Origin of the sequence: Halomonas sp. 1513 (genome assembly GCA_001971685.1) — a bacterium.
Taxonomy (GTDB): Bacteria; Pseudomonadota; Gammaproteobacteria; order Pseudomonadales; family Halomonadaceae; genus Franzmannia.
In genome coordinates this window covers 978,141-1,002,123 of sequence record CP019326.1, presented here as the reverse complement: position 1 = coordinate 1,002,123, position 23,983 = coordinate 978,141, and the positions used below count along the sequence as shown (strand labels likewise).

The following is a 23,983-nucleotide window of genomic DNA, read 5'->3' as shown; positions in this document are numbered from 1 at the left end:
CCTGCTGAATAGCCTATGACTCATCTATGCTGCAGGAGTCACGAACACTCGAGGGAGGTCCTCATGAGCAGAGTTGCGGTATACGGCGCGGGCCTGATGCTGCTGTTGGCGCTTGCCGGCCAGGCGCTGGCGGCCGAGGTCAACTGGCCGCGAATGACCGACTCGGCGGACGGCGTGCCGATTGCCTACGAGGTGCAGGGCAGCGGCGAGCCGACGCTGGTCTTCGTCCATGGCTGGAGCGGCGACGGGCGCTACTGGCGTGGGCAGCTGCCGCACTTTGCGCAGCGCCATCGCGTGGTGACGGTCGACCTTGCCGGGCACGGCCACTCTGGCCAGGGGCGTGAGGCCTACACCCTGCCGGCCTTCGGGGAGGACGTGAAGGCAGTACTCGACGACCTGGAAGTGGAGCAAGCGATCCTCATCGGGCACTCCATGGGCGGGCCGGTCAGCGTCGAAGCGGCACGCCTGCTACCCGAGCGCGTGATCGGCATCATCGGCGTCGACACCTTCCACGACGTGGCCGCGGAAATCGACCAGGAGCAGCGCGACGAGCTGCTCGAACCGCTCCAGCAGGACTTCGCCCCGGCCGCCCGTCAGTTCGTGGCATCGATGTTCATCGACGGCACTGATGCCACGCTGCGCGACTGGGTCATGCAGGACATGGCAGCCGCATCGCCCGAGGTGGCGATGAGCGCCATGCAGGATATGCTGTCGCGGCATGCCGATGGCGAAGCGGCGCGGCACTTCGCTGAGCTGACGATCCCCGTGGCGGCGATCAACGCCGACCTGTGGCCCACCGACATCGACGCCAACCGGCAGCTGTTGGCGGAGTTCGACGCCGTGATCATGGAAGATAGCGACCACTTCCTGCACATGGCCAAGCCGGCGGCCTTCAACCGTGAGCTGGAGCGGATGATCGGCACGCCACCGTGAGACCCAACGCCACCCTGCACCACAAAACCACCAGGAGACGAGGATGCCAGACGCCCCCGAGACGTCTACGCGCAGCATACTGATCACCGGCTGCTCCAGCGGCATCGGCCATGCCGCGGCCCACGCGCTGGCCAAGCGCGGCTGGCGGGTCTTCGCCACCGCCCGGGCGGCGGCAGACGTCGCCCGGCTCGAGGAGGAGGGCTTCGAGGCACTACCGCTCGACCTGGCCGACAGCGCCTCCATCGAGGCCGCGGTAGCAGGCGTAGAGGCGCGCACCGCAGGTCGACTGACGGCACTGTTCAACAACGGCGCCTACGGCCAGCCCGGCGCCGTCGAGGATTTGACCCGTGCGGTACTGCGCGAACAGCTGGAGACCAATCTGCTCGGCACCCACGAGCTCACCGCCCGGGTACTGCCGATAATGCGCGCCCAGGGCCATGGCCGCATCGTCCACAACAGCTCGGTGCTCGGCTTCGCCGCCCTGCCCTACCGCGGCGCCTATGTCTGCTCCAAGTTCGCCCTCGAAGGCCTCACCGACACCCTGCGCCAGGAACTCGCCGGCAGCGGCATCCATATCAGCCTGATCCAGCCCGGCCCCATCGCCAGCCGCTTTCGCGAGAATGCCTACCAGGCCTTCAAGGCCAATATCGACACCACCCGCAGCGCCCACGCCGACACCTACCGCAAGGTGGAAGCCCGCCTGGCCAGCCAGGAGGGCAAGGCCCCCTTCACCCTCGGCCCCGAAGCCGTGATAGACAAGCTCATCCACGCCTTGGAGAGCCGCCGGCCGAAGCCCCGCTACGCGGTGACCGTGCCCACCCATCTTTTTGCCGCGCTCAAGCGAGTGCTCAGCACCCGCGGCATGGACCGCGTGCTGCTGCGCTCGACGCGGGACGAACGGGAGTGAGGTGCAAAGACTGAATCAGTGTGCTGGCGCACAGAATGATTGGCCACTTCAGCCTAGTCTCTAACTGATCATATGAACGCGACGCCATGGGCGCCGGATGCTCTCCAAGCACCCTCCGCCGATATCCCCGATCTCGCTGGAAAACCGGGCTGTTTGCCGGGGCGGCACTCATTAGCCAGCGCGTATTCTATGTAATCAGTTCACCGACATGGAGGTGCTAAATGAGCGCCGAAAAGACTAAGCAGGATGCTGATAAAGCTACCCAGAAAGAGACCGACCGTGCCAAGCAGCAGTTCGAGAGCTCGATCGTCGAGCCGGTACGTGCCTATGGATCTCTGACCACCAATTACTATGAAGAGCTGTTCTCGACGCAGTTCGATGCGGTTCGCGCCTTTGCCGAGACAAGCCTGGCCCAATCCCGCTCCTGGCTCGAGGTCAAGGACTCGGAAAGCTTCCGGAAGGTCGTCGAAGAGCAGCAGCAGTCCATCAAGGACATGAGCGAACGCTTGAAAGCCGATACCGACAGAATCAGCTCTCTGAGCCAAGAATACCTCAAAGAGAGCCAGCAACTGGCGATGAGCAGTATGCAAACGGGCCAAAAGCAGCTCGAAGAAAACATGCAGAAGGGCCAGCAGCAGCTTCAGCAAAATCTCGAAAAAGGGCAAGAACACGTTAAGGAAAGCATGCAGAAAGGCAAGGGCGAGAGCGAAGAGTCCCGGCAAAAAAATCAGCAGCACGCTGATAAGAACAAGAAGTCGACCAGCACGTCCGACAAATAAGGCAGCGAACATTTTTGCTACTACAGCTCTGGGGCCGCTTTCTAAAGGAAGCGGCCCTTTTCTTACAACATGCAAGGGTGAGAGCGTCAGCCTGATATCGCCGTGCAGTTACTGCTAGGCCTTATCGTCGGCGCGGCTGGGCCGATACTCGCCGCACCGCTAGCGACCGTGGCGATGGTCACGATACAAACGTTCTGGGGAGAGCACATGCTGGGAGACAAAGTGACGTAGGGAAGCGCTGCTCGTTGTGAATGTGTGCATTCTTCTCCTACTTCGTCAGGTCCCAGAAATGCGCTATATGGCGTGTCGAAGAGATACCGACTTCCAGCATATACTTGTCTTCCTTCCCAAGGCCCTTGTCTCCCCCGGCCATGATGGGTGTGCCGTGGCCCATACCCGCAATGATGTACTCCTCTATCACCTCTCGCCCCTCCTCATTGCACCAGACCTGTCGGGGATAGCCGTCGATCTGCTCCACCCGTGTCGGTGCTTCCTCGACCTTATGGATCTTCTGCCACTGTCGGACGATGGAATCAGCGTTGGCATTGTTGACAGTCGAATCGCTGCCACCATGCCAGACCGAGATCGTTGGCCAAGGACCGTCGAACGTCGAGGCATCGCGCACCAGCGAGTCGAGCTTGCGATCTGACGGTCCGCCATAGCCTTTCATGCGGACCATCGCCTCCATCATATTGTCCGCGCTACCGTAGGGGAGCCCGGCAATGATTGCTCCTCCTGCGAACACCTCCGGATAGGTCGCCAGCATGACAGACGTCATGGCGCCACCCGAGGACAGCCCCGTAATGAAGACGCGGGATGGGTCGATGGCATAATCATCAACGACCTGCTCGATCATATGACGAATCGAGAGTGGTTCACCGCCACCCCGGCGGGTATCCCCAGACTTGAACCAGTTGAAGCTGCTAAGGGGGTTGTTGGTTTTTCTTTGCCCCGGATATAAAAGCGCTATTCCACATTCATCGGCGAGAGCAGACCAGCCTGAACCGTGATCGTAGCTCTCCGCCGACTGGGTGCTGCCGTGCAGAATGACGACGAGCGGCCCATTTTTATGGAAGTTCTTCGGGATATAGATATCTGCATGCAAGGACCCAGGGTCAGTACCGAATTTTTTCAAGTCGGTAAGACGATCATCATCATTTAATGGCATCACCATAGAGCTTCCTTTACTAATTAAGATCATAAATCTGCTTAGCAACTTTCAGCTGCAGCTTAACAACGATGCAGAGTTGCCGGTGGGATTGCGACGACATCTCCAGCTCGTCAGCAACCAGACTCGACTGAAACATATCGAATCGGGCGCATAGTTAATATCTAGTCAAGCGGGAGTTCCCAGCACTTACCGCTAAGGATAAAACAGTATCACTTGGCTTATGGCTTTCATGGTGTCATTTTTTGAGACACTCGAAGCACGGTTTCTCGCGATTAGCGATACAAATAAGTGGGCCATAATAATCGCACCTATTGGGGTGAATGAGAAACTGCTCATCGAGATAAGCGTCAGGTGATGCCCGCGGTGATAAAGAAATGCGCAGAGTGAAGAATAACGTACTATCGAAAAACCGAACTACCATGGGAAGGGAGCGCTGCAATCCCTGCAGCGCATTCGCAACATCCTTGTTTAGGCAGTTCCTTTGCCACGTTCGCCCTAAGCATGGACCTTAAAATACAGGCTCACCGTGCGATAGCGTACGTAGCGTTGTGAAACTGCCAGAGGCTTAGGCTAGTTGCTGCTTATCGTTAGCGCGAGTTGTCTCTTGCCATTAAAACGCGCGTTGGACCAGTCGACCATCAGGGAAAGGCCCACGGGTGGTTCGCATAGCGCCGCACTGCTGCAGTGTTAGAATACACCGCATGATCCAGCGTTACGGAGATGACTTATGCATACCCCGGTCCTTGCCGTTGCTCACAGCCCGCTGGTGGCCGTCTACGGCACGCTGAAGCGCGGGCTACGCAATCATCACTGGATGGAGGGTGCCGAGTTTCTCGGCAGCGACCACCTGACCACGGTGACGCTCTACGACCTGGGCCCCTACCCTGGCGCCAAGCCGCAGCCATCGCAGGGCGTCGAGGTGGAAGTCTTCAAGGTCGACGCCCAACTGCTCGCCGGCCTCGACCACCTCGAAGACCACCGGGTGCGCACGCCCAAGCAGGGCGACTTCAAGCGTGTCATTCACACAACGGCCTTGGGGCCCGCCTGGCTCTACCTGTATAACCACGATGTCAGCGGCTGTCATATGATCCGCGAGGGTGCCTGGCAGCCCGGCGGCATGCGCGTGGCTCGCGGCGTGGTATAACCTGCCCATCAACCCGCCACGGTGGCGTGTGTTGCATCATCAGGAGAAGCCCATGGGGCGTCTTATATCGCTTATCGTGATCGCCGGGTTGGCCTACGGCGGACTTTATGTCTACTACGGAATGGCCGCGACACAGGCCATCGAGCAGCAGCTCGAAGCAAGAGGCCTCGGCGCGCTGACGGTGGAGAGCGTCGACTACGGCCCGCTGGCCCCGCTGACCACTGACACCCACCTATCGACCAGCGTGCGCTACCGCGGCGCCAACGCCAGCCTGGATATTCGCATGCTCGGCCACCCGGTCTTCTCGGATGAGGTGCGCCTGGAGCTCGACGGCCTGCAGGCGCTGCGCCTGACCATCGGTGCGGGGAACTGACACGGCCATGCATATCGCGGTACTCACCCTCAGCATCTCCCTGCCCGGCTGTCGCTCGCTGAAGGAGAAGCGCCAGCGCATGGGCGGCCTGCATGAGCGCTTCGGGCGCAACCCGTCGGTCGCGGTCTGCGAGAGCGGCGAGCTCGACCGGTTGGAAGCCAGCGAGTGGACCTTCGTGGTCGCCGCGACCACGCGGCCCAAGGTGGAGTCGCTGTGCAGCGAGATCGAAGACAAGATTCAGCGCGGCGTGGATGGGCGGGTGATGGAGGTAGCGCGGGAGGTGCTTTAGCACCGGTGATTGACGGCTAATCTGCCCGAATCCTCGACTCGTCAGAATAGCGGGCCAGAGACTGCCGGCGTTCGTAACGCGGCATGTAAATCAGCCGGCCAGGAAAGGGCGGCGTGGATCCATGCCGTCGGGCTCGACCGAAACCAAACTGACACTGCGCTCGTGAGCGTCCCTGCTGAATTCGGCATACTGTGTTTGCGGCAGGCTATCGAACTCGGCCTGCCCTTCAATGGACAGCCCGTAATAGACCTCGGTAATCCCGCTCCAGTAGATGGCCCCGAGGCACATTGGGCAAGGTTCGCAGCTGGTGTAGAGCACACATCCAGTCAATCGCCGCGACCCTGTCTCTCGGGCGGCAGCCTGAAGCGCACGGATCTCGGCATGCCCCGTCAGGTCATTGGTGGCTTTTACATCATTGACGCCCTGCCCAATCACCCTGTCATTGCTCACCACCAGCGCGGCGAAGGGAGCCTGACCACGCGAGGCGTTCTCCACGGCGAGCTCGATGCACTGGGCGATCCATTGCGGGTGAGACATGAGCAAACGTCCTCAAGCAGGTGTGTGCCCCGCCAGCATGCCTCTTACAGCAGCGACGGGAAAGGCAGGGACGCCCTAACGATCCATACCCAGATACTTGACCCTGCGGTAAAGCGCCGCGAGGTAGCCACCGCCCAGCATCATGTCAGTCCTCCGCCTCATCGTCCTCGATGGGCGTACCCAGCGTATCGATCATCATGCTGTGACACTCGACCTCAAACCACTCATCAAAGCCCTTCAGGGTACGCTTCGGCCATAGCGCCGTGGCGGCATACCAGCCTGCCAGCTCCGATTAGAACAGGCTGCGCCAGTTGGCCTTGCCCCACCGCCTGACTTCCGCGGGAGACTCCGCGACCGCATCGCTGATCAGATAGACGGTGCGGTCGCGATTGACCTCCTCCTGGGCGATCGGCTTTCCACCCGGCGAGGGGTCGGCGTCGTTGATCCACTGCACGGCCGGAGCCTTGTAGTGCAGCAGCAGGGCGGAACGGTTGAGCATGGTGACCTCCAACACCTCTCTGTCGATTAAAGTAGTCGAACCGCTGATCTGACTCTTTCAGAAAAAACCCGCTTCATCCTGAGAAGCTCTTCCACTGACCAGTCGTGGATATCATCAAGTGTTTCACCCTCATCCTGAATGGAACCTTCACGGTAGGCTGCAACCCTTGAGGCCCGTCGATTATCCAGTCTCTCCCACGAAAGGGGAGTACCATAATCAACTTCTATCTCCGGCTTGCGCTGCTCCAGGTAATCGAAGACCTGCTGATTCTTTTCGACGTCACCAAGATCAATGTAGAGCTCAACTCTCACCTTACTTCCCTGAGTAAAGACAAGCCCATAGCGTATCCCGGTATGCCCCGAAGAAAAGGAGTACCAGTTTTGTGGCTGCCCCACCCGCGCCCCGGTAAAATGGTACTTCTCCCGCAGCTCATCTATCAGGCGTTGATAAAATTCACGATACCGGTCTCCCTTTTCACTACTTGGAGCATTCCTCCTCCGTTTGGTGGTCTTCTGCCACTCGTTGGGCATGACCAGCACCTTGAAGTCGTAGGCAGGACGAGAGTTATCGATCTGCAACACATCAACGGTAACGGCGAAAAACTGCGTCTCCTCATCGGTTCTCTGATTGAGCCACTCAAGTGCCTGGCGGTGCTCTTCGCGCAGGGTTTCTGCCAACCAGATGACTTTCTCCGCTCCGAAGCCGGCCGCATAGGTGATGAGTTTTCCCAGGTGATCATGATCAGAGGGCGTCAACTGATTCTCGACAATGACCTTCCCACCTGTACCCAAGTCGTGGGCCAGCATGTCCAGCGAAAAGTCACCCACGGCGACCTCCTCACCCGCCAGCTCCAACTCCATACCCAGCGCATCGCCCAAAGCCTCGATATTCCTCGCCAGCCAAGGAGTAAACGCAGTGGCTTCATGCTGCCATATCTCCCGAAGACCTTTCCTTTTCAGCTCTCCAAAGTCTGCCATTCACTACTCCTTAACTGAAAGTTAAGCCAAGGTATTTCACCAATCCAAAGCGGGTTAATTATACTGAAAACCTAGCCTACCTAGACTTTTCATTTTGTCATTTTTCCACCGGCGCCTACCTAGTCTTCTCCGCCTTTATCCTCTTTAGCAGCGCTTTAGCCGAGTTCTCTCCGCTGATCACATCGGGGCTTTCTGCGCGCCATTCGTCGGTCAGCTCGCCGCGGAAGGCCTTGGCGAGGATGGACAGGGTCAGCTTGTCGACTCGGGCCTGGGCGTTCTTGACCTGCTGCTCGATCTGGTCGGCGAAGGCGAAGAGCTGATCAACGCGGCGGACGATTTCATGCTGGGCATTGACACTTGGTAGATTGTTCGTTATCAGATGTGACGGTATTCACCTGACAGCCAGCCACTGAAAGCGAAGTGGCCATAGTGCTCCCCGGGGGTTATAGAACGAGTGTCTGACGCTCGGCTGTAACACCATGAGGAAACGACTATGATCACCGAAGAAAAGGTAGCACGACGCAAGCTCAGCCTCCTAGAATTGGCAACGGATCTGCAGAACGTCAGCAAGGCCTGTAAGGTGATGGGCTACTCCCGCCAGCAGTTCTACGAGATCCGCCGCAACTATCAAACCTTCAGCTTCGAGGGGCTAATCGACAAGCTCCCTGGACCGCGACGACCGCATCCCAATCGCGTCAACGAAGCGATCAAAACCGCCATCCTCGAGCCACAGCCTGGCCTGCCAGACTCACGGCACGGTGCGCGTCTCTCAAGAACTGGCCTTATGCGGCGTCCAGGTAAGCTCAACCGGGGTGAGAGGTGTCTGGGGCCGCCATGACCTGCTCACGCGCCATGAGCGCCTCCTGCGCCTCGAACGGGCCACTCGCGTGCAGAAAATCGAACTGACCGATGACCAGGTGCGTCACCTGGAGCGCTTCAGTCCGGAACTTCGCGAACGCCGTATCGAGGTCCACCGCACCGGTGAGCTGGTGGCCGTCGATACCCTCTTCGTCGGCACGCTCAAGGGCGTCGGCAGGGTCTATCTGCAGTCCGTCATTGATTGCTTCAGTCGCTATGCCTGGGGCCGCCTGTACACCAACAAACTGCCTGTTACGGCAGTCCATATGCTCAACAACGACGTGCTGCCCTTCTTCGAGTCGCACAATGCCAGGATCAGCACGGTGCTCAGCGACAACGGCCGTGAATTCTGCGGACGCAAGGATAATCACCCGTATGAGCTATTCCTCTAGCTCGAAGAGTTCGAACACCGCACGACCAAGGTGCGTCGGCCTCAGAGCAATGGGTTCGTCGAGCGGCTGCATCGAACGCTGTTGGACGAACATTTCCGCATCCAGGGACGCACCAAGTGGTACGAAGCGCTGGATGAGATGCAGACGGATCTGGATAACTACCTGATCACCTACAACACGAAGCGCCCTCACAAAGGCCGCAACATGAAGGGGATGACGCCCTATGCCGTCTTCAAGAAGGGGCTCCCCAAAACACCAAAGAAGGAAGCCAGGAAAACGGCAGAAAACACTGTTTAACTATGGGGCCCCACGAGGGCATGTGTCAGGTGAAACCATCACTGTACATGCTGGGTTGAGCCAGTCGACGGTGCAATCAGATAATGCCTTTCATCTTCTAATGATATTAAGACAGGCACAATGTCATCTGATAATCGCTCGCTCTGCACTCTATGAAGACCTCATGATCTCTATAGTTGAGCAAACGAGCCACATCCAGTGAAATAGCAGAGAAAAATGGCAAAACCATGATCCCATTGAGCAGCTCAAGTTTATTCGTGACTACAATTTTTCTATTCTCGATCAAAAGTCGAGCCAAGTATAGGCTTCGCATAGCGTCCATTACATTACCCCACTTATTCCACTTCAGATAACATTTTGCAATGACCGTCGTCATATAGTCTATACCGGACCAGACCCTCAATATCCAGATGGGCAGTATCAATATCACAACTCAAAAGCTCCCAGAAGACATCTACGATCTTATTTTTGACATCATCTCGGGAATTCAAGCTGGTAAGCCGAACACTGAATGTCCACTGTGCCGATAGACCCGAGTCTCCAGGTGCAGACCAATAAAATACCGAGTCATTAACCAGAGTTGGCAGTGGTTTAGAAAGATCTTCCAACCCCATGTAGCTGTACTCCATGTCCACAGGCTCGTCCCAAAAACTCACATGAACAAGAGGCTGAGAGTTAGGGTGCTTGAAGGATGTCATTGTTTCGCCAATCATGGCAAACTGAATACTCAAGTACCGACGAGGCAATTTACCACGGCAAGTTGTAACGCCAAGAGAAACGACATGCCCCATATAGACCCACTGGCTCTCAGATACCCAATCGGCCTCTTTACGCCAACTCGCCAACTTAACATCCTTTCCTTCCCCCTGTGAGATAAAGCTTTCAACCAGCTCATGCTCTATTATTCTGGCTAGGCCATTAATTTCGTGTCCCACCTGTTCTACCAAGTTAAAAGCTCGAAATATAGACTCACCAGCGGCGAACTCATTCATATCAATCCTCAATATAAATATTTCTAACCTAGAACCTCACCCTTCCAGAAAACCCTCTTATTGTTAACCAACTCAACTTCTGGCATTTGAAAAACATAAAAACCACGAAAGCCACGGATTCCCAAACACTCGAGAACCGAGACCACCTGATAGCTCCATGTCTCTAGCCCCAAAATATCGCTATGATTGAGAAAAGTAACAATTCGGTCCCAGGTCCAAGCTGCCACTTTTTTCCTATCGCCTTCCGACGCAAGCATTCCTGCCGCCTCAGTGACATCTTTACCAATAAACAACAAGTAATCGAACCTCATTCCTTCCCATTGGCTCATTAGTTGACGCCCGAGTTGATCTTCACCACTTAGCGGTGCATTCCATTTCATCTCCACCGTCACTCGGCGTACGTCACCACTTGGCCAGCACAGCTCCACAGCAAGGTCGGGCTCAATAATTCGTCCATCAGCCGCTTGACATCTCGGCCAGAACTGCATCCGGCAAGCTTGCGGCTCATGTGATGGCAAATTTTCAATACCAGAATCGATAAGCAAGTTATACCAAAAAATAGCAGGGGCAGAACCGGGGAACATGGCTAGCGGCCCCAGTAGCAGCCCAGTCAGCTCATCTTCTTCCCTCACTCGTCGTTCGCTTCCATCACGATGCCCCAGATAGCGACGATACATCTGTGTTTTTTTCTGGTTGATAGTCTGGAGCACTTATCCCCCCTTTTCTCTGCCCAGCTTTCACTAGGCGAAAACCAATTTTCCCCGAGCGCGGTTCACCACTATCACGACAGGGTGGGGCTGATATTTCCTTAGCCTGCCACTAATTCATGGGAGGGGCCAGTGCCGAAGCCCATGGAGCTAAATGCCACAGCTCCCGTGGCCATGACACTCCTTTGGGGCAGGCAAGCGTGAGAGCAGCAAGCCCCACGTCATTCATCCCCATCTCACCGAACTATCCAAAATTCCCGAATAGTTGAATCTCGCTCCAAGTCGCACACGGCATAGACGTTTAGTCGCCGCAGCGCCGAAGATATCGGTAGGAAGTGCGAGTGGCGAAGGCGCCCCCGGCTCATGCTAGGCTGATGGGATTCAATGAGAAGGGACATCAGCATGAACGACGCGGCGACGCTGCTGGAGACGCTGGTGGGTTTTCCCACCGTGTCTCGCGACTCCAACCTGGCGCTGATCGAGTGGGTCGAGGCCTACCTCGACGAGTATGGCGTGCAGCACTGGCGCATCGACAGTGACGACGGCAGCAAGGCCAACCTGCTGGCGCGCATCGGCCCCGCCGTCGAGGGCGGCGTGGTGCTCTCGGGGCATACCGACGTGGTGCCGGTGGACGGCCAACCTTGGACCAGTGACCCCTTCATGCTGGTCGACAAGGGCGACGGACGCCTCTACGGCCGCGGTACCTGCGACATGAAGGGCTTTATCGCCTGTGCCCTGGCCGAGGTGCCGAACTGGGTGGCGCTCGACCTGCCCAAGCCGATCTATCTGGCGCTCTCCTACGACGAGGAGATCGGCTGCGTCGGTGCGCCGCGCATGATCGAGCGCTTGATGGCCGACCATCCGCGCCCGGCGACGGTGATCGTCGGCGAGCCCACCTCGATGGCACCGGTGGTCGCGCAAAAGGGCGCCACCAACCTGCGCACCACCGTGACCGGCCACGCCGCCCACTCGAGCCAGGTCAACCAGGGTGTCTCGGCGATCCATGTGGCGGCACGCCTGGTCACCAAGATCGAGGACGTGATGAGCGAGCTCAAGGCGGAGGGCCGCGTGGATGAGGCCTTCAACGTGGTTCACTCGAGCCTGCATGTCGGCAAGATCGCCGGCGGCACGGCGATCAACATCATGGCCCGGGAGTGCAGCTTCGACTGGGAGATCCGCCACCTGCCCCAGGACCGCTTCGACGAACTGCTAGGCCGCGTCACCGACTACGCCAGCCAACTCGAAGCCGAGATGCAACGGCGCGCCCCGCACACCGGCATCGTCACCGAGACGCTCAATGCCACCGTGCCGGCACTCGCCGACCGCGACAACGCCGCGGCACTGACGCTGTGCCACGACCTGCTTGGTGAGCAGGCGGCGGGCGGCGCCGTGGCCTACGCCACCGAGGCCGGCCAGTTCCAGCGCGAGGGGCTGTCCACCGTGATCTGCGGCCCCGGCAGCATCAGCCAGGCCCACCAGCCCGACGAGTATATCGACATCGAGCAGCTCGAGGCCGGCGGCCGCTTTATGCGGGCGCTGGGCGAGCGGATGGCCGCGAAATAACAAACAGAGCCCTGCGGGTCTCGAGGCCAGTTCAGTTCGGCGGGTAGTGGCAAGGTTTACTAGCAGCAGTAAGCTCTCGGCGAGTTGCGCCTACGAGCTACTGCTACTAGCGCAAGATCCTGAGTGTCATGCTGCTTGGAGGTAATGGCAAACGGCGTCCGTCAATTCGCTCGTTGTGGCATTCCCCCCTAGGTCTTGAGCATGCTGCCCGGCGCTTGTCAGTCGCTCGATCGCTGCCATCAAGCGGCCGGCAGCCTGAGCTTCTCCCAGGTGTTCGAGCATCATGACCGCCGTCCAGAAAGCACCAACTGGGTTGGCGATGCCTTGGCCAGCAATATCGAAGGCCGAACCATGGATTGGCTCGAACATGGAGGGAAAACGGCGTTCCGGATTGAGGTTAGCCGTTGGAGCAATACCCAGACTGCCAGAAAGGGCAGCCGCCAGGTCGGATATGATATCAGCGTGCAGGTTGGTGGCCACGATCACATCCATACTGCCCGGCTTCAGCACCATGCGAGTTGTCACCGCGTCTACCAGTTCTCTGTCGATCTCTACTTCCGGATAATCAGCGGCCACCTCGAAAAATACCTCGTCCCATAGCACCATGCCATGGCGCTGGGCATTGGATTTGGTAACCAGCGTGAGCCGCTTGCGTGGCCGATTCATGGCCATCTCGAAAGCGAATCGGTGAATACGCTCGACGCCCGAGCGAGTGAATAGTGACACTTCGGTGCCAACCTCTTCCGGCAGGCCGCGGTGTACGCGCCCCCCGTTACCGGAGTACTCGCCTTCGCTGTTCTCGCGAATGATCATCCAGTCGATTGAGTCGGCCCCCTGCAACCGGCTGCTGACGCCGGGCAGCACTCGGGCAGGCCGCACGTTGGCATATTGATCAAAGCCCTGGCAAATCGCCAGACGCAGGTCCCATAGCGAGATGTGGTCGGGTACCTGCTGGCTACCTACGGCACCGAAATATATCGCATCGTAGGTCTTAAGGTGGTCGAGCCCGCCCTCAGGAATATAGTAGCCATGCTCGAGGTAATAATCGGAGCTCCATGGAATGTCATCAAACTCGATATTGAAATCACCGCTCTTCTCAGCCAGCGCCTGCAGTACTTGCTTGCCGGCATTGATGACTTCAATGCCAATTCCATCGCCGGGAATAACCGCTATTCGATGTGTTCTCACACGTCCTCCTTACTCCGTTCTTTTAGCTAAGATGCTGACGGAACACTTCCATCAATTCATGCTTATCCTCGAACCCTATTCCGGGAAGATCCGGCAGTGTTACTCGCCCATCTTCAACCGGCGCTGAATCAGCAAAACCACCAAAGGGTGCGAATACCTCAGGGTAGGATTCGTTGCCACCCAGCTTGAGACCCGCGGCAATATTCAGCGCAAACTGATGCCCGCCGTGTGGGATGCACTGCCGAGGCGACCAACCGTGGCTACGTAGCACCTTCAGTGTCCGCAAGTACTCGACCAGACCGTAGCTGAGCGCCGGGTCCATCTGCAGGATATCGCGATCGGCCCGCATACCGCCGTAGCGCAGCAGATTGCGTGCGTCCTGATGAGAGAAGAGATTTTCGCCGGTTGCCATCGGCGGGTCGTAGTGCTCGCCGAGCTGTTGCTGCAGTGCATAGTCGAGCGGATCGCCGGCCTCCTCATACCAGCGAACGCCATAGGGCGCGAGCCCATCAGCAAAGGCCAGGGCCATCTTGAGATCGAAGCGCCCATTGGCGTCCACGGCCAAACGCGAAGCATCGCCCACCACTTCAATGGCAGCCTCTATACGCTTGAGATCATCCACCAGAGGCACACCGCCGATCTTCATCTTGGTGCAGGTGTATCCCATATCGAGATAACTGCGCATCTCATCCTGAAGACCCTCTATCTGCTTTCCCGGATAGTAGTAGCCGCCCGCTGCGTAGACGGATACACGCTCATCGGTATTGCCATCTCCATAGCGCTCGGCCAGCAGTCGGGCCAATGGCTTGTTCTCGATCTTGGCCACGATGTCCCAGATCGCCATATCGATGATACCCACCGCCACGCTTCGCTCGCCGTGACCACCAGGCTTCTCGTTGGCCATTAACACCGACCAGACCTTGAAGGGGTCTAGATTGCTCCCGCTTTCGTCACGTAGCGCCGTGGGCTCGGCCTCCTGAAGACGTGGCAGAAAGCGCTCGCGAAGCAGTCCGCTCTGAGCATAGCGGCCGTTGGAGTTGAAGCCGTAGCCCACTACCTGACGCCCATCGACCCAGGCATCGGTGTAAATCGCCACCACCGACACATCCATCTTGGCAAACGAGATATAGGCATTGGCGATATCGGATGCAATCGATACCCTCGCCTCACGGATATCGGTAATCTTCATATCAATCTCCTAGAACAGTAGCCCGGCAGGCAAACGCACATTGAGTAGGTGTCGAAAGGTCAGATAGAAACTGCCTACGATGACGCTGATGATCGGCAGCCAACGCAATAACTGACCTGCAGACACGGGGCCTTGAACACGCGCCAGATACCAGCAAAGTAGGTAGATCGCGATGAAGCTGGTCACTGCAAAGCCGAGGATGTCGATCAGCAACCACCAGATGAAGAAACCGGCCATCACGACCAACAGCCGACGTGGGCTACCGGTAATCTCTACCTGACGTCCTTCCGGGGTAAAGAACAGCCCCTTGATCAGCAGGGCAACGGCAATTAGCGTAGTGATCAACAGAATCGCGCGCGGGAAGATAATGCTGAGCCGCCCCAGATCACTCTGGGGGAACCACAATAGAGCACAGAACAGCAGCCCAAAGCACCCTGCCGCAATATCCGTATTGAGTTTGATAATCATGGCTCACCTCGCTTGTCCGGTGATGCCTTGTCGAGGCGACCGCTGCGCTGCAGCCAGATCGGGACCAGTGCCGTTGCCACCCCCAACAACACCATTGCGGCGAGCACCTTAGAAAGGGTATTACTCAGTAGTCTCAGCCAGGGGATGGGGTCCGTCACTGCGGCCAGCATAGTCTGCACATAGCCCTGCTCCGCGATACCACCGAGAATCAATCCAAGCACAATGGGTGCGGCATGTATGCCGATCAATCGCAAAAAGTAACCGGCGCAGCCCAAGGTCAACATGATCGCAACATCGAGTAGGCTGTTACGCAGCGAGAAGGTGCCAAGAATTGTCACCATTGCGATGCACGGCACCATGAAGTAGTAGGGAGTGCGGATCACTATACGATGGATCAAGCGAGCGCCCAGCAACCCCACCGGTAGCAGCATCAAGGCTGCTAAGCCCATGGAGAGAATGAAGCCGTTGGTAAGCACACCGGTCTCAGTGAATAGATCGAGACCTGGGCGAAGCCCGTGTAAAAGCAATACACCGAGGATAATGGCATCCGGAGGCGCGCCGGGAATGCCCAGGGTCAACAGCGGGATCATGCTACCCGCCACCATCACATTATTACTCGATTCCGATGCGACGATGCCCTCGACATTCCCCTTGCCGAAGCTCTTAGGATCTTTGGAGAAACGCCTCGCCTCGTTGTACGCCACTAGGCTAGTAACATTGCCACCAGCACCGGGAATAATGGCAATAATTTGGCCAATCAGACAGGAGCGAACCAGGTTAACGGGTTTACTGAAGACAGTACGCGCCACTTGGCGGATACTGGCTTCTCGCTTGCCAAACTTTCCCTCCCGGGGAAGTGCTCCCTTGCCCTCGGCTGCCATGGTCAACAGCTCGGGAATCACGAACAGGCCAATCAGCGCTACGATCAACTCAATCCCGCCTTGTAGGGGCGGAAAGCCAAAGGTGAAGCGCGTCTCACCACCTACTGGTGAGACACCGATAGTGCTGAGCAGCATACCGATGCAGCCACCCAGCATGCCCTTGAGCAACGAACCGCTGGAAAGGCTGGCCACTAGCGTCAGCCCCAGCATGGCCACCCAGAACATCTCGGCGGGGCCGAAGGCCACCGCCAGCCGAGCGAGCGGTGGCGCGAGAATCAGCAGGAAAGCCACACCCACCAAGCCACCCACGACAGACGCCAGGGTGGCCGCCGTCAGCGCCTCAAACGCCTTGCCTTGACGCGCCATGGGATAGCCGTCGAAGGTCGTGGCAATCGATGATGGCGTCCCCGGAGTATTAATGAGGATGGCGGTAAAGGCACCGCCATAGATCGACCCCATATAGACTGCACCAAGGGCAATCAACCCCTGTAGGGCCTCCATCGAAAAAGTGAACGGCAGTAGCACAGCCAGTGCCATAGTGGCCGTTAAGCCCGGCATTGAACCAATCAATAGTCCGGCCGACACCCCCACCAGCACCGTGATGAAGCTCTCGAAGGTCATCAGCGAGGCTAGTGCCTGTAACAGCATCTCCATTCGTTAACCCTCCGGTTGGCTCCCAGCTTGGGAGGCAGCAGGCGATGACAACCCTGGGTGCCGTCAGGTGACGGTACCCAGGGTGGAGGGGAAGTTGCTTATTCTGCGGCTTCGAGAATGGGGCCGTATGCTTCGGCGAGCATGTCGATTACCTCATCGATCTCATCGCCGGTGATATATTCCATGACGAAGCCGAGCGGCTCCTGCTCATCGGTGATCCGCTCATTAGCCTCAGAGAAGGCATCAGCCAAGGTTTCGACGATCTCGTCTGGCGTGCCCGCCGGCGCCGCAACGCCACGATAGGCACCGCCGACGATGTCATAGCCCTCTTCCTGGAAGGTAGGCACATCCGGCAAGGCGGGCACTCGTTCCTCGGAGGCCACCGCCAGGACGCGCACGCTGTCGTCCATCTGTACGCCGAGCATGGTGTAATTGAAGACCCCGGTCACGTGCCCACCCTCTAGCGCGCCAGGCAGCGGTCCAGTACCAGTGAAGGGAATATAGGTCAGTTCGATATCTGCCTCTTGCTCTAGGCGCAGCATATCAAGGTGGTTGGCGCTGTAGGTGCCGCTCCCCCCCAAGGTGACGGTTTCAGGGTTCTCACGGGCATACTCGACCAGATCATCAAGGGTCTCGAAGGGACTGTCTGCCGGTACGATCAGAGCATTCGGCGTTGAGTGGAAGAAGGTGATGATCTCCCAGTTTTCTGTGTCGAAGCCAGCATCGGAGCGCTGGATCGGCTGGCCGATAATGTGTGGGATATTGACCCCGATGATCTCGTAGCCGTCCGGTTCAGCGCTGTTCTGGAATTCACTCCAAGCCACTGCACCACCGCCACCCGGCCGATGCACCACATTGACACTCACGCCGAGGATGTCTTCGAGAATGGGTTCTTGGAATCGGGCGGTGACGTCCGACTCACCGCCGGGATCGAAGGGAATCACATAGTCTATGGAACTGTCTGGATAGTCGGCTTGGGCCATCGCCACCATGCCGAGCAGCGAGAAGGATGAGACAGCGCCCACCAGAGTCGTGGTGAGAAGTTTCATGGCGTGCTCCATTGTGCTGTTGTGAGTTTGTTGTCTACGAGTTAGCGGGCCGGCTGTTGTTGTTGTTCGACCCACCATGGTTCTCGTTAGCGTCACCCCTTCAAGCTAGCTAAGTTGTAAAAGTTGTCAAATTTTTGAAATTAATCCTTTAATATCAATATATTAAATCACCCTTCAAAGATCCTTCGGCGAGAATTTCCGAGATGCGCGCGCATGGACTGACTCGCTAACTCGCTATCCCCCGCAAGGATGGCATCATGTATCTGCTGGTGCTCCCACTGCACGTCTGGGAGGTGATGGCCGGGATGGCGCAACCCCAGGCCTCGGGCCAAGTTCTGGCCATAGGTAATCGACTCTTCTAGCGACAGCAGGGTGTCCTCGAAGAATCGATTGTGCGTTGCCCGGGCAATTGCCAAGTGAAACCCGAAATCGGCATCGACCCCCAAGGCATTATCGCGAATGCGCTGTTCGAGGAGTGCCAGTGCGGCAGAGATCTCATGGCGCTCTTCACTGGTGGCATTGAGCGAGGCCAGTCGTGCAGATTCAGCCTCTACGGCAATGCGGAACTCGAAGCAGCGCTGAATATCGGCCAGGCTCTCCAATGGGGCGAAGTCGAGCATTGCACGACTCGGCCGCAAGTGTACGAAACTGCCAGCGCCACGATGCGAGCGAATCAGGCCATCCTCACGCAACCTTGCCAAGGCCTCACGCACAATCGGCCGTGAGACACCGTGTCGCTTAGCCAATAACTCTTCGGAAGGAAGCTTTTCGCCCTCCGCGAACTCGCGCCGAATGATGCGGTCGACGATATCGCCATATACCCGGTCACAAAGCTTGAAGCGACGCCGCCCCGCTCCCCGGAAACTTGCGAGCCCGCGCTGGCTGGCAGTCATGGTCACCACTCCTGAAGGCTGTATTTCCCACCTTACTGTAACCGATCTTGGCGTGGCCAAGCCTAGGGGCGCTAGGCGTAACTCCGCCAGAGCAGCCAAGCCTTGGGAGACGCTTGAGACTCGTTCAGCTACCCCCCCAGCTTGGCTCGGCGAGCCCCGGCACGTCTAGGTTGACGCTCAGCAAGCTGCCTGCCGCCGGCCAGCGCGCGCGGCCCGCCGCGTCCAGATGCTGGGTCGCCGTGGTGATATACAGCGTGTGCAGGTTGGGCCCACCAAATGCCGGCATGGTGGGGTGCGGGCACGGCACCTCGATCTCGGCGAGCAGCTCGCCGTGGGGCGAAAATCGCACCACGCGGCCGCCGTCGTAGAGCGCGCTCCAGTAGCAGCCTTCGCTATCCACCGCGGCGCCGTCCGGCACCCCCGGCAGTCCCAGCGCCTCCAGATCGACCCAGGGTTGCGGCGCGCCGGTGGCACCGCTGGCCGCGTCGAAGGGGTAGCGCAGGATGCGCCGCGTCAGCGAGTCGGTGTGGTAGAGCCAGCGCTGGTCGGGGCTGAAGGCCAGGCCGTTGGCGATGCCAAGCTTCGCCTGGCGGCGCACCAGCTCGCCGCCCTCGAGGCAGTAGAGCGCCGCCGTGGGGTGGCGCTCCTCGGCGTCGATGGTGCCCACCCAGAAACGTCCGGCCGGGTCGCAGCGGCCGTCGTTGAAGCGGTTGCCCTGCCGCTCTTCTTTTCCCTCTTTCTTCCCCTCTTTTTTCCATTCGGGATTAGCCGCCAAGCGTTCTAGCCGGCCGTTGAAGGGTAGGCGCAGCCGCACGACTCCCGAACTCATCGATGCCAGCAGCCCGTCTTCACACAGCGCGATGCAACCGACCTTCTCCCCTAGCGTGATGGTCTCCGGCGGCGCGCCACTTCCCGGGCACCAGGCGTAGATCGTGCCGCGATTGATATCCACCCAGTAGAGGGTCTGGCGCGCCACCGACCACAGCGGGCATTCGCCCAGGCTCATGTTCAGCTCGAGCTCGATCTCAGCCGCCATCGCGGTCCTCCTTGATTAGACGGTGCCATGCCACTGCACCGGGCCGAAGCGCCAGCGCTGCCTGAGGCTTTCACCGCTGGCCAGCTCGACCAGCCCCTTGCCAAGCGGGTCGTCGAGATGGTGGGCATCCACCGTATGGCTGACGGGCTCGAAGCAGAAGAAGTCTGCATCGCGCCCCGGTGAGAACACCAGGTATCGACTGAGCCGCGGCGCCACGCTCAGCGCCATACTCAGCCCGCGCTGCGGCCAGCTAAGTTGGCCACGCCCGCGCCAGCCGGTGAACAGATTGTCGATGCGACCCTCGGGCAGCGCCGCAGTCTCGGCAAACTGCCAGGGATCTTCTGCGTCCAAGCGCCGCCAGTGGCTGGGAAGCTGCGCGGCATCCACCTCCCAAACGCCATTCGCCGGGGCCGAGAGACGCACATCCGGGGTGCGCACGAACCAGGGATGCATGCCCACGCCGTAGGGAACGGGCTGCGGACCCAGGTGGGTCAGCTGCAGGTCGACCACCAGGCTGGCGCCCTGCAGCCGATAGTCCAGCACCGCGCGGTAGTCGAAGGGCAGCTGCCAGGCCGAGTGCAGCACCAGCCGCATCCTCTCTGGTGCCAGCGCCACCACTCGCCAGGGCTGCTGCCAACCGTCGCCGTGGATCGGCGCTGCCTCACCGGCGAGGTTGGCGAATAGCGCATATTCCTGGCCACGCCAGGCGAAGCCGCCGCCGGAGATGCGGTTTGACCACGGCAGCAGCGGATACAGCCCCATGCGGTTAGGGTGGTCATCCGGCCCGTCACCGGGTCGCAAGAGCGGCACCGGCCCTGCCGGCGTCAGTGCCTCGAAGCGCACCACACAGGCACCGTTGCCCGGCGCCACCACCAGCCGCAGTTGGCCGTTGTCGAGGGTCTGGGCCTCACACATCCACCCAGGCACCTCCTGCCGCGGACGACGCCAGCGCCCGGGTAATGAAACGCAGGCCATCGACCCCGTCCATCACGTCCGGGGTATTGGCGGCCAGCGGCGCGGCCGAACGCCCGCCCTGGCGAGCACGGATCTGCTCGGCGAAGTCGCCGTAGAGCTGGGCGAAGGCCTCGAGATAGCCCTCCGGGTGCCCGGGGGGAATTCGCGACGCCGCCAGCGCCGCCTCGCCAAGGCCCGGGCCGTTGCGAGTCAGGATGCGCGGCGGCTCGCCCAGCGGCGAGTGGAGCAGCCGGTTGGGCTCCTCCTGATGCCACTCGAGGCCGCCCTGGCTGCCGTAGACCCGCAGCTTGAGGCCGTTCTCGTTGCCCGGCACCACCTGGCTCGACCACAGCATGCCCCGCGCGCCGCCCTTGAAACGCAGCATCATGTGCACGTTGTCATCCAGGGCGCGGCCCTCGACGAAGGTGTGCATGTCCGCCGCCAGCGACTCGAGCTCGAGCCCGGTGACGAAGCGCGCCAGGTGATAGGCGTGGGTGCCGATATCGCCCAGGCAGCCGGCCGGGCCGCTACGCTGGGGGTCGGTACGCCACTCGGCCTGCTTGACGCCGCTCTCCTCGAGGCGCGTCGACAGCCAGTCCTGAGGATACTCCACCTGTACCACCCTGAGCTCGCCCAGCTCGCCGGCGGCCACCATGTCGCGGGCCTGACGCACCAGCGAATAGCCCGAATAGTTGTGGGTCAGGCCGAAGAACAGGCCGCTGCGCTCGACCAGCGCAGCCAGCGCCTGGGCATCCTCCAGGCTGGTGGTCATCGGCTTGTCGCAGATCACATGGATGCCGGCCTCGAGGAAGGTTTTCGCCACGTCGAAGTGCAGGTGATTGGGCGTGACGACGGCGACCACGTCGATGCCGTCCTGGCGCTGGCGCTCGGCCTCGGCCATGTCGCGGTAGTCGGGGTAGGCTCGGTCGTCGGCCACGTGCAGCTCGGCGGCCGCCGCACGGCTGCGCTCGGGGTCGGAGGCGAAGGCGCCGGCGACCAGCTCATAGTGGTCGTCGAGCCTGGCGGCGATGCGATGCACGCCGCCGATGAAGGCCCCCTGGCCGCCACCGACCATGCCCAGGCGCAGCCGGCGGGACGTATCCTTTTGTTGGCTCATGTCGTCGTATCCTTCAGTCGAGGCCCAGCAGGCGGCGGTTGGTCGCCTGGTCGACGCCGGCGTCGGCGAAGTCGTCGAAGGCGCGCTCGGTTACCTGGATGATATGCTCGCGAATGAAGGTGGCCCCTTCACGGGCGCCGACCTCCAGGTGCTTGAGGCAGCACTCCCACTCCAGCACCGCCCAGCCGTGGTAGTCGTTGGCGGCCATCCACGAGAACATCGACTTGAAATCGACCTGGCCATCGCCCAGCGAGCGGAAGCGCCCGGCGCGTTCGGTCCAGGACTGGTAGCCGGAGTAGACGCCCTGCTTGGGACTGGGATTGAACTCGGCGTCCTTGACGTGAAACATCTGGATATGGTCGCGGTAGACGTCGAGAAAGCCCAGGTAGTCGAGCTGCTGCAGGATCAGGTGGCTGGGGTCGTAGAGGATGTGGCAGCGAGGGTGATAGCCGACCCGATCGAGGAACATCTCGAAGGTGATACCGTCATGCAGGTCCTCACCGGGATGGATCTCATAGCAGAGGTTGACCCCGGCCTCGTCGAAGGCGTCGAGGATCGGCCGCCAGCGCTTGGCCAGCTCGTCGAAGGCGGCGTCGATCAGCCCCGCTGGGCGCTGCGGCCACGGATACACATAGGGCCAGGCCAGCGCGCCGGAGAAGGTGCCATGGTCGGTCAGGCCGAGGTTCTTCGAGGCCCTGGCGGCCAGCATCAGCTGCTCCACCGCCCACGCCTGGCGGGCCTTGGGGTTGCCTCTCACCTCGGGTACGGCGAAGCCGTCGAACATCTCGTCGTAGGCCGGGTGCACGGCCACCAGCTGGCCCTGCAGGTGGGTGGAGAGTTCGGTCAGGGCCAGGCCGTGCTCGGCCAGGGTGCCCTTGATCTCGTCGCAGTAGGTCTGGCTCTCGGCGGCGCGTTTCAGGTCGATCAGGCGCGCATCCCAACTGGGAATCTGCACGCCCTCGTAGCCCAGTCCCGCCGCCCAGCGGGCGATGCTGTCGAGGCTGTTGAAGGGGGCGTCGTCACCGGCAAACTGAGCGAGGAAGATCGCCGGCCCTTTGATGGTTTGCATAGTGGGCTCTCCGATGGGTGGTAGACGGATCGATGCGGGCGAGCGCCGCGGCGCTCGCCCACCGGCTCGATCAGAACGGTGAATCGGGGAAGTAGTACTGCTCGGCGTTCTCCTGGGTGATCAGCGGCGAGCCGAGGATGTACTCGCCGACCACCGGGCCGTTGGAGACGAAGTTCTGCACCGTGAGGTCCATGGCGGTGGCGATCATCGCCGGCGGATAGAGCACGTCTACCGGTACCAGTTCGTCGCCCTCCATGACCCGCGCGATGATGTCCTTCATGCCGGCCCCGCCGACGATGAACAGCTCGTCCTCGCGGCCGGCCTGACGCACCGCCTCGATCACGCCGAGAGCGATATCGTCATCCTGGGCCCACACCGCATCGATGCGGTCGAAGCGTGCCAGATAGTCCTGCATCACCTCGAAGCCGTCATCGCGGTTCCAGTTGGCGTGCTGCATGTCGAGGATATTGATGTCGGAGCCTTCGATGGCCTCCTGGAAGCCCTGCACGCGCTCCTCGTCGATCACCGTGGGGATCCCGCGCAGCACCACGATATCGCCCTCGCCGTCGAGCTGGTCGCGGATATACTCGCCGGAGACGCGGCCCATCTCATGGTTGTTACCGGCGACGTAGAGGTCCTCGATGCCCTCCTGCTCGAGGCCGCGGTCGACCACGGTGACGAACACCCCGGCCTCCTTGACCCGCCGCACCGGGTCGGTCAGCGGCCCGGACTCGAAGGGCAGCACCACCAGCGCATCGATGTTGCGCTGCGAGACCAGATCTTCGAGGTCGTTGGCCTGCCCGCCGGCATCGCTGGCGGTGGTGATGGTGATCGAGACCTCCGGATGCAGGGCCTCGAGGCGCTCCTTGGCCTGCTCGGCGTGGAAGTTGACCCCGCCGGTCCAGCCATGGGTGGCGGCAGGAATCGACACGCCGATGGTGTATTCCTGGGCCATGGCGAGGCCCGGCAGGCCGATGGCCGCCGCCGCGGTCAGGGCCGCGACTTTCATCCTGGTGTGCTTGGTGATTGGCATGATGATGCTCCTCTGCTGATTGTGCTTGTTATGC

The 23,983-nt window shown here is 60.0% G+C and carries 24 protein-coding genes and 3 pseudogenes; 9 read left to right on the top strand and 18 right to left on the bottom strand.

The genetic code is table 11. From position 1 onward, the window contains the following. Positions 1 to 15 precede the first annotated feature (15 nt). The 3 genes from BWR19_04620 to BWR19_04610 all read left to right on the top strand — a co-directional run bounded on the left by BWR19_04620 (position 16) and on the right by BWR19_04610 (position 2,619). Complete coding sequence (locus BWR19_04620) at positions 16 to 933, top strand: hypothetical protein (protein APX92277.1); 918 nt, start codon at positions 16 to 18, stop codon at positions 931 to 933. A 43-nt stretch (positions 934 to 976) separates the two neighbouring features. Further along, the gene (locus tag BWR19_04615) at positions 977 to 1,840 is read left to right on the top strand and encodes a short-chain dehydrogenase (GenBank protein APX92276.1); all 864 of its coding nucleotides are present in this window, start codon (positions 977 to 979) and stop codon (positions 1,838 to 1,840) included. 221 nt (positions 1,841 to 2,061) lie between these two features. Beyond that, complete coding sequence (locus tag BWR19_04610; protein ID APX92275.1) at positions 2,062 to 2,619, top strand: hypothetical protein; 558 nt, start codon at positions 2,062 to 2,064, stop codon at positions 2,617 to 2,619. Positions 2,620 to 2,887: 268 nt separating this feature from the next. Here BWR19_04610 and BWR19_04605 read toward each other — a convergent pair whose 3' ends face one another. After that, positions 2,888 to 3,793, bottom strand: a complete 906-nt coding sequence (locus BWR19_04605; GenBank protein ID APX92274.1) for an esterase — start codon at positions 3,791 to 3,793, stop codon at positions 2,888 to 2,890. 724 nt (positions 3,794 to 4,517) lie between these two features. Between BWR19_04605 and BWR19_04600 the strand changes: the two genes are divergently transcribed. The 3 genes from BWR19_04600 to BWR19_04590 are packed head-to-tail and all read left to right on the top strand — an operon-like array spanning position 4,518 to position 5,596. Next, positions 4,518 to 4,934, top strand: a complete 417-nt coding sequence (locus tag BWR19_04600) for a gamma-glutamylcyclotransferase (protein APX92273.1) — start codon at positions 4,518 to 4,520, stop codon at positions 4,932 to 4,934. A 52-nt stretch (positions 4,935 to 4,986) separates the two neighbouring features. Next, positions 4,987 to 5,307, top strand: coding sequence for a hypothetical protein (locus BWR19_04595; protein ID APX92272.1), 321 nt, complete (start codon positions 4,987 to 4,989; stop codon positions 5,305 to 5,307). 7 nt (positions 5,308 to 5,314) lie between these two features. After that, the gene (locus BWR19_04590; GenBank protein ID APX92271.1) at positions 5,315 to 5,596 is read left to right on the top strand and encodes a hypothetical protein; all 282 of its coding nucleotides are present in this window, start codon (positions 5,315 to 5,317) and stop codon (positions 5,594 to 5,596) included. A gap of 90 nt (positions 5,597 to 5,686) precedes the next feature. Here the strand turns inward: BWR19_04590 and BWR19_04585 are convergent, their stop codons facing one another. The 4 genes and pseudogenes from BWR19_04585 to BWR19_04570 all read right to left on the bottom strand — a co-directional run bounded on the left by BWR19_04585 (position 5,687) and on the right by BWR19_04570 (position 7,973). Continuing rightward, entirely contained in the window at positions 5,687 to 6,133 is a 447-nt protein-coding gene (locus BWR19_04585; GenBank protein APX92270.1) for a hypothetical protein, read from the bottom strand. 145 nt (positions 6,134 to 6,278) lie between these two features. Beyond that, a pseudogene (locus BWR19_04580) lies at positions 6,279 to 6,632 on the bottom strand (hypothetical protein). A gap of 26 nt (positions 6,633 to 6,658) precedes the next feature. Further along, positions 6,659 to 7,609: a hypothetical protein gene (locus tag BWR19_04575; GenBank protein ID APX92269.1), complete on the bottom strand. Its 951-nt coding sequence runs from the start codon at positions 7,607 to 7,609 to the stop codon at positions 6,659 to 6,661. A 115-nt stretch (positions 7,610 to 7,724) separates the two neighbouring features. After that, a pseudogene (locus tag BWR19_04570) lies at positions 7,725 to 7,973 on the bottom strand (restriction endonuclease subunit S). Positions 7,974 to 8,102: 129 nt separating this feature from the next. Between BWR19_04570 and BWR19_04565 the strand changes: the two are divergent. Beyond that, positions 8,103 to 8,447, top strand: a complete 345-nt coding sequence (locus tag BWR19_04565; GenBank protein APX92268.1) for a hypothetical protein — start codon at positions 8,103 to 8,105, stop codon at positions 8,445 to 8,447. A gap of 25 nt (positions 8,448 to 8,472) precedes the next feature. After that, positions 8,473 to 9,156: pseudogene (locus BWR19_04560) on the top strand (IS481 family transposase). 106 nt (positions 9,157 to 9,262) lie between these two features. On the opposite strand, the gene BWR19_04555 reads toward BWR19_04560, so the two are convergent. Continuing rightward, on the bottom strand, positions 9,263 to 9,586 hold the full coding sequence (locus BWR19_04555; GenBank protein ID APX92267.1) for a hypothetical protein: 324 nt from the start codon (positions 9,584 to 9,586) through the stop codon (positions 9,263 to 9,265). A 585-nt stretch (positions 9,587 to 10,171) separates the two neighbouring features. Continuing rightward, positions 10,172 to 10,459 carry a hypothetical protein gene (locus BWR19_04550; GenBank protein ID APX92266.1) on the bottom strand — a complete coding sequence of 96 codons (288 nt, stop codon included), beginning with the start codon at positions 10,457 to 10,459 and terminating at the stop codon, positions 10,172 to 10,174. A gap of 798 nt (positions 10,460 to 11,257) precedes the next feature. On the opposite strand from BWR19_04550, the gene BWR19_04545 reads away from it, so the two are divergent. Then, positions 11,258 to 12,418, top strand: coding sequence for an acetylornithine deacetylase (locus tag BWR19_04545; GenBank protein APX92265.1), 1,161 nt, complete (start codon positions 11,258 to 11,260; stop codon positions 12,416 to 12,418). Positions 12,419 to 12,544: 126 nt separating this feature from the next. Here BWR19_04545 and BWR19_04540 read toward each other — a convergent pair whose 3' ends face one another. The 11 genes from BWR19_04540 to BWR19_04490 form a co-directional block, all read right to left on the bottom strand. Continuing rightward, positions 12,545 to 13,606 (bottom strand): tartrate dehydrogenase, encoded by a 1,062-nt coding sequence (locus BWR19_04540; GenBank protein APX92264.1) that lies wholly within the window; start codon positions 13,604 to 13,606, stop codon positions 12,545 to 12,547. A 22-nt stretch (positions 13,607 to 13,628) separates the two neighbouring features. After that, on the bottom strand, positions 13,629 to 14,795 hold the full coding sequence (locus BWR19_04535) for a mandelate racemase (GenBank protein ID APX92263.1): 1,167 nt from the start codon (positions 14,793 to 14,795) through the stop codon (positions 13,629 to 13,631). Positions 14,796 to 14,804: 9 nt separating this feature from the next. Next, positions 14,805 to 15,263, bottom strand: a complete 459-nt coding sequence (locus tag BWR19_04530; GenBank protein ID APX92262.1) for a hypothetical protein — start codon at positions 15,261 to 15,263, stop codon at positions 14,805 to 14,807. Next, positions 15,260 to 16,798, bottom strand: coding sequence for a C4-dicarboxylate ABC transporter permease (locus BWR19_04525; GenBank protein ID APX92261.1), 1,539 nt, complete (start codon positions 16,796 to 16,798; stop codon positions 15,260 to 15,262). Before BWR19_04525 ends, BWR19_04530 begins: the two co-directional genes overlap by 4 nt. A 98-nt stretch (positions 16,799 to 16,896) precedes the next feature. Next, positions 16,897 to 17,847 carry a C4-dicarboxylate ABC transporter substrate-binding protein gene (locus BWR19_04520; GenBank protein ID APX92260.1) on the bottom strand — a complete coding sequence of 317 codons (951 nt, stop codon included), beginning with the start codon at positions 17,845 to 17,847 and terminating at the stop codon, positions 16,897 to 16,899. 167 nt (positions 17,848 to 18,014) lie between these two features. Then, the gene (locus BWR19_04515) at positions 18,015 to 18,740 is read right to left on the bottom strand and encodes a GntR family transcriptional regulator (protein APX92259.1); all 726 of its coding nucleotides are present in this window, start codon (positions 18,738 to 18,740) and stop codon (positions 18,015 to 18,017) included. A 124-nt stretch (positions 18,741 to 18,864) separates the two neighbouring features. After that, complete coding sequence (locus BWR19_04510) at positions 18,865 to 19,776, bottom strand: gluconolaconase (protein ID APX92258.1); 912 nt, start codon at positions 19,774 to 19,776, stop codon at positions 18,865 to 18,867. Between the two features lie 15 nt (positions 19,777 to 19,791). Then, the gene (locus BWR19_04505; GenBank protein APX92257.1) at positions 19,792 to 20,691 is read right to left on the bottom strand and encodes an aldose epimerase; all 900 of its coding nucleotides are present in this window, start codon (positions 20,689 to 20,691) and stop codon (positions 19,792 to 19,794) included. Next, positions 20,684 to 21,847 carry an oxidoreductase gene (locus BWR19_04500; protein APX92256.1) on the bottom strand — a complete coding sequence of 388 codons (1,164 nt, stop codon included), beginning with the start codon at positions 21,845 to 21,847 and terminating at the stop codon, positions 20,684 to 20,686. Before BWR19_04500 ends, BWR19_04505 begins: the two co-directional genes overlap by 8 nt. A 13-nt stretch (positions 21,848 to 21,860) precedes the next feature. After that, complete coding sequence (locus tag BWR19_04495) at positions 21,861 to 22,916, bottom strand: AP endonuclease (protein ID APX92255.1); 1,056 nt, start codon at positions 22,914 to 22,916, stop codon at positions 21,861 to 21,863. 70 nt (positions 22,917 to 22,986) lie between these two features. Further along, a complete protein-coding gene (locus BWR19_04490) occupies positions 22,987 to 23,949 on the bottom strand; it encodes an ABC transporter substrate-binding protein (protein ID APX94897.1) in 963 nt (320 codons plus the stop codon). Between the last annotated feature and the right edge of the window lie 34 nt (positions 23,950 to 23,983).

Bases quoted from the DNA above. Each gene is read 5' to 3' on its own strand.
- BWR19_04585 (APX92270.1), bottom strand. From the start codon at position 6,133: ATGTCTCACCCGCAATGGATCGCCCAGTGCATCGAGCTCGCCGTGGAG.
- BWR19_04535 (APX92263.1), bottom strand. From the start codon at position 14,795: ATGAAGATTACCGATATCCGTGAGGCGAGGGTATCGATTGCATCCGAT.
- BWR19_04525 (APX92261.1), bottom strand. From the start codon at position 16,798: ATGGAGATGCTGTTACAGGCACTAGCCTCGCTGATGACCTTCGAGAGC.
- BWR19_04550 (APX92266.1), bottom strand. From the start codon at position 10,459: ATGAGGTTCGATTACTTGTTGTTTATTGGTAAAGATGTCACTGAGGCG.
- BWR19_04620 (APX92277.1), top strand. From the start codon at position 16: ATGACTCATCTATGCTGCAGGAGTCACGAACACTCGAGGGAGGTCCTC.
- BWR19_04590 (APX92271.1), top strand. From the start codon at position 5,315: ATGCATATCGCGGTACTCACCCTCAGCATCTCCCTGCCCGGCTGTCGC.
- BWR19_04490 (APX94897.1), bottom strand. From the start codon at position 23,949: ATGCCAATCACCAAGCACACCAGGATGAAAGTCGCGGCCCTGACCGCG.
- BWR19_04505 (APX92257.1), bottom strand. From the start codon at position 20,691: ATGTGTGAGGCCCAGACCCTCGACAACGGCCAACTGCGGCTGGTGGTG.
- BWR19_04520 (APX92260.1), bottom strand. From the start codon at position 17,847: ATGAAACTTCTCACCACGACTCTGGTGGGCGCTGTCTCATCCTTCTCG.
- BWR19_04565 (APX92268.1), top strand. From the start codon at position 8,103: ATGATCACCGAAGAAAAGGTAGCACGACGCAAGCTCAGCCTCCTAGAA.
- BWR19_04615 (APX92276.1), top strand. From the start codon at position 977: ATGCCAGACGCCCCCGAGACGTCTACGCGCAGCATACTGATCACCGGC.
- BWR19_04510 (APX92258.1), bottom strand. From the start codon at position 19,776: ATGGCGGCTGAGATCGAGCTCGAGCTGAACATGAGCCTGGGCGAATGC.
- BWR19_04575 (APX92269.1), bottom strand. From the start codon at position 7,609: ATGGCAGACTTTGGAGAGCTGAAAAGGAAAGGTCTTCGGGAGATATGG.
- BWR19_04495 (APX92255.1), bottom strand. From the start codon at position 22,916: ATGCAAACCATCAAAGGGCCGGCGATCTTCCTCGCTCAGTTTGCCGGT.
- BWR19_04515 (APX92259.1), bottom strand. From the start codon at position 18,740: ATGACTGCCAGCCAGCGCGGGCTCGCAAGTTTCCGGGGAGCGGGGCGG.
- BWR19_04530 (APX92262.1), bottom strand. From the start codon at position 15,263: ATGATTATCAAACTCAATACGGATATTGCGGCAGGGTGCTTTGGGCTG.
- BWR19_04545 (APX92265.1), top strand. From the start codon at position 11,258: ATGAACGACGCGGCGACGCTGCTGGAGACGCTGGTGGGTTTTCCCACC.
- BWR19_04600 (APX92273.1), top strand. From the start codon at position 4,518: ATGCATACCCCGGTCCTTGCCGTTGCTCACAGCCCGCTGGTGGCCGTC.
- BWR19_04610 (APX92275.1), top strand. From the start codon at position 2,062: ATGAGCGCCGAAAAGACTAAGCAGGATGCTGATAAAGCTACCCAGAAA.
- BWR19_04595 (APX92272.1), top strand. From the start codon at position 4,987: ATGGGGCGTCTTATATCGCTTATCGTGATCGCCGGGTTGGCCTACGGC.
- BWR19_04605 (APX92274.1), bottom strand. From the start codon at position 3,793: ATGGTGATGCCATTAAATGATGATGATCGTCTTACCGACTTGAAAAAA.
- BWR19_04500 (APX92256.1), bottom strand. From the start codon at position 21,847: ATGAGCCAACAAAAGGATACGTCCCGCCGGCTGCGCCTGGGCATGGTC.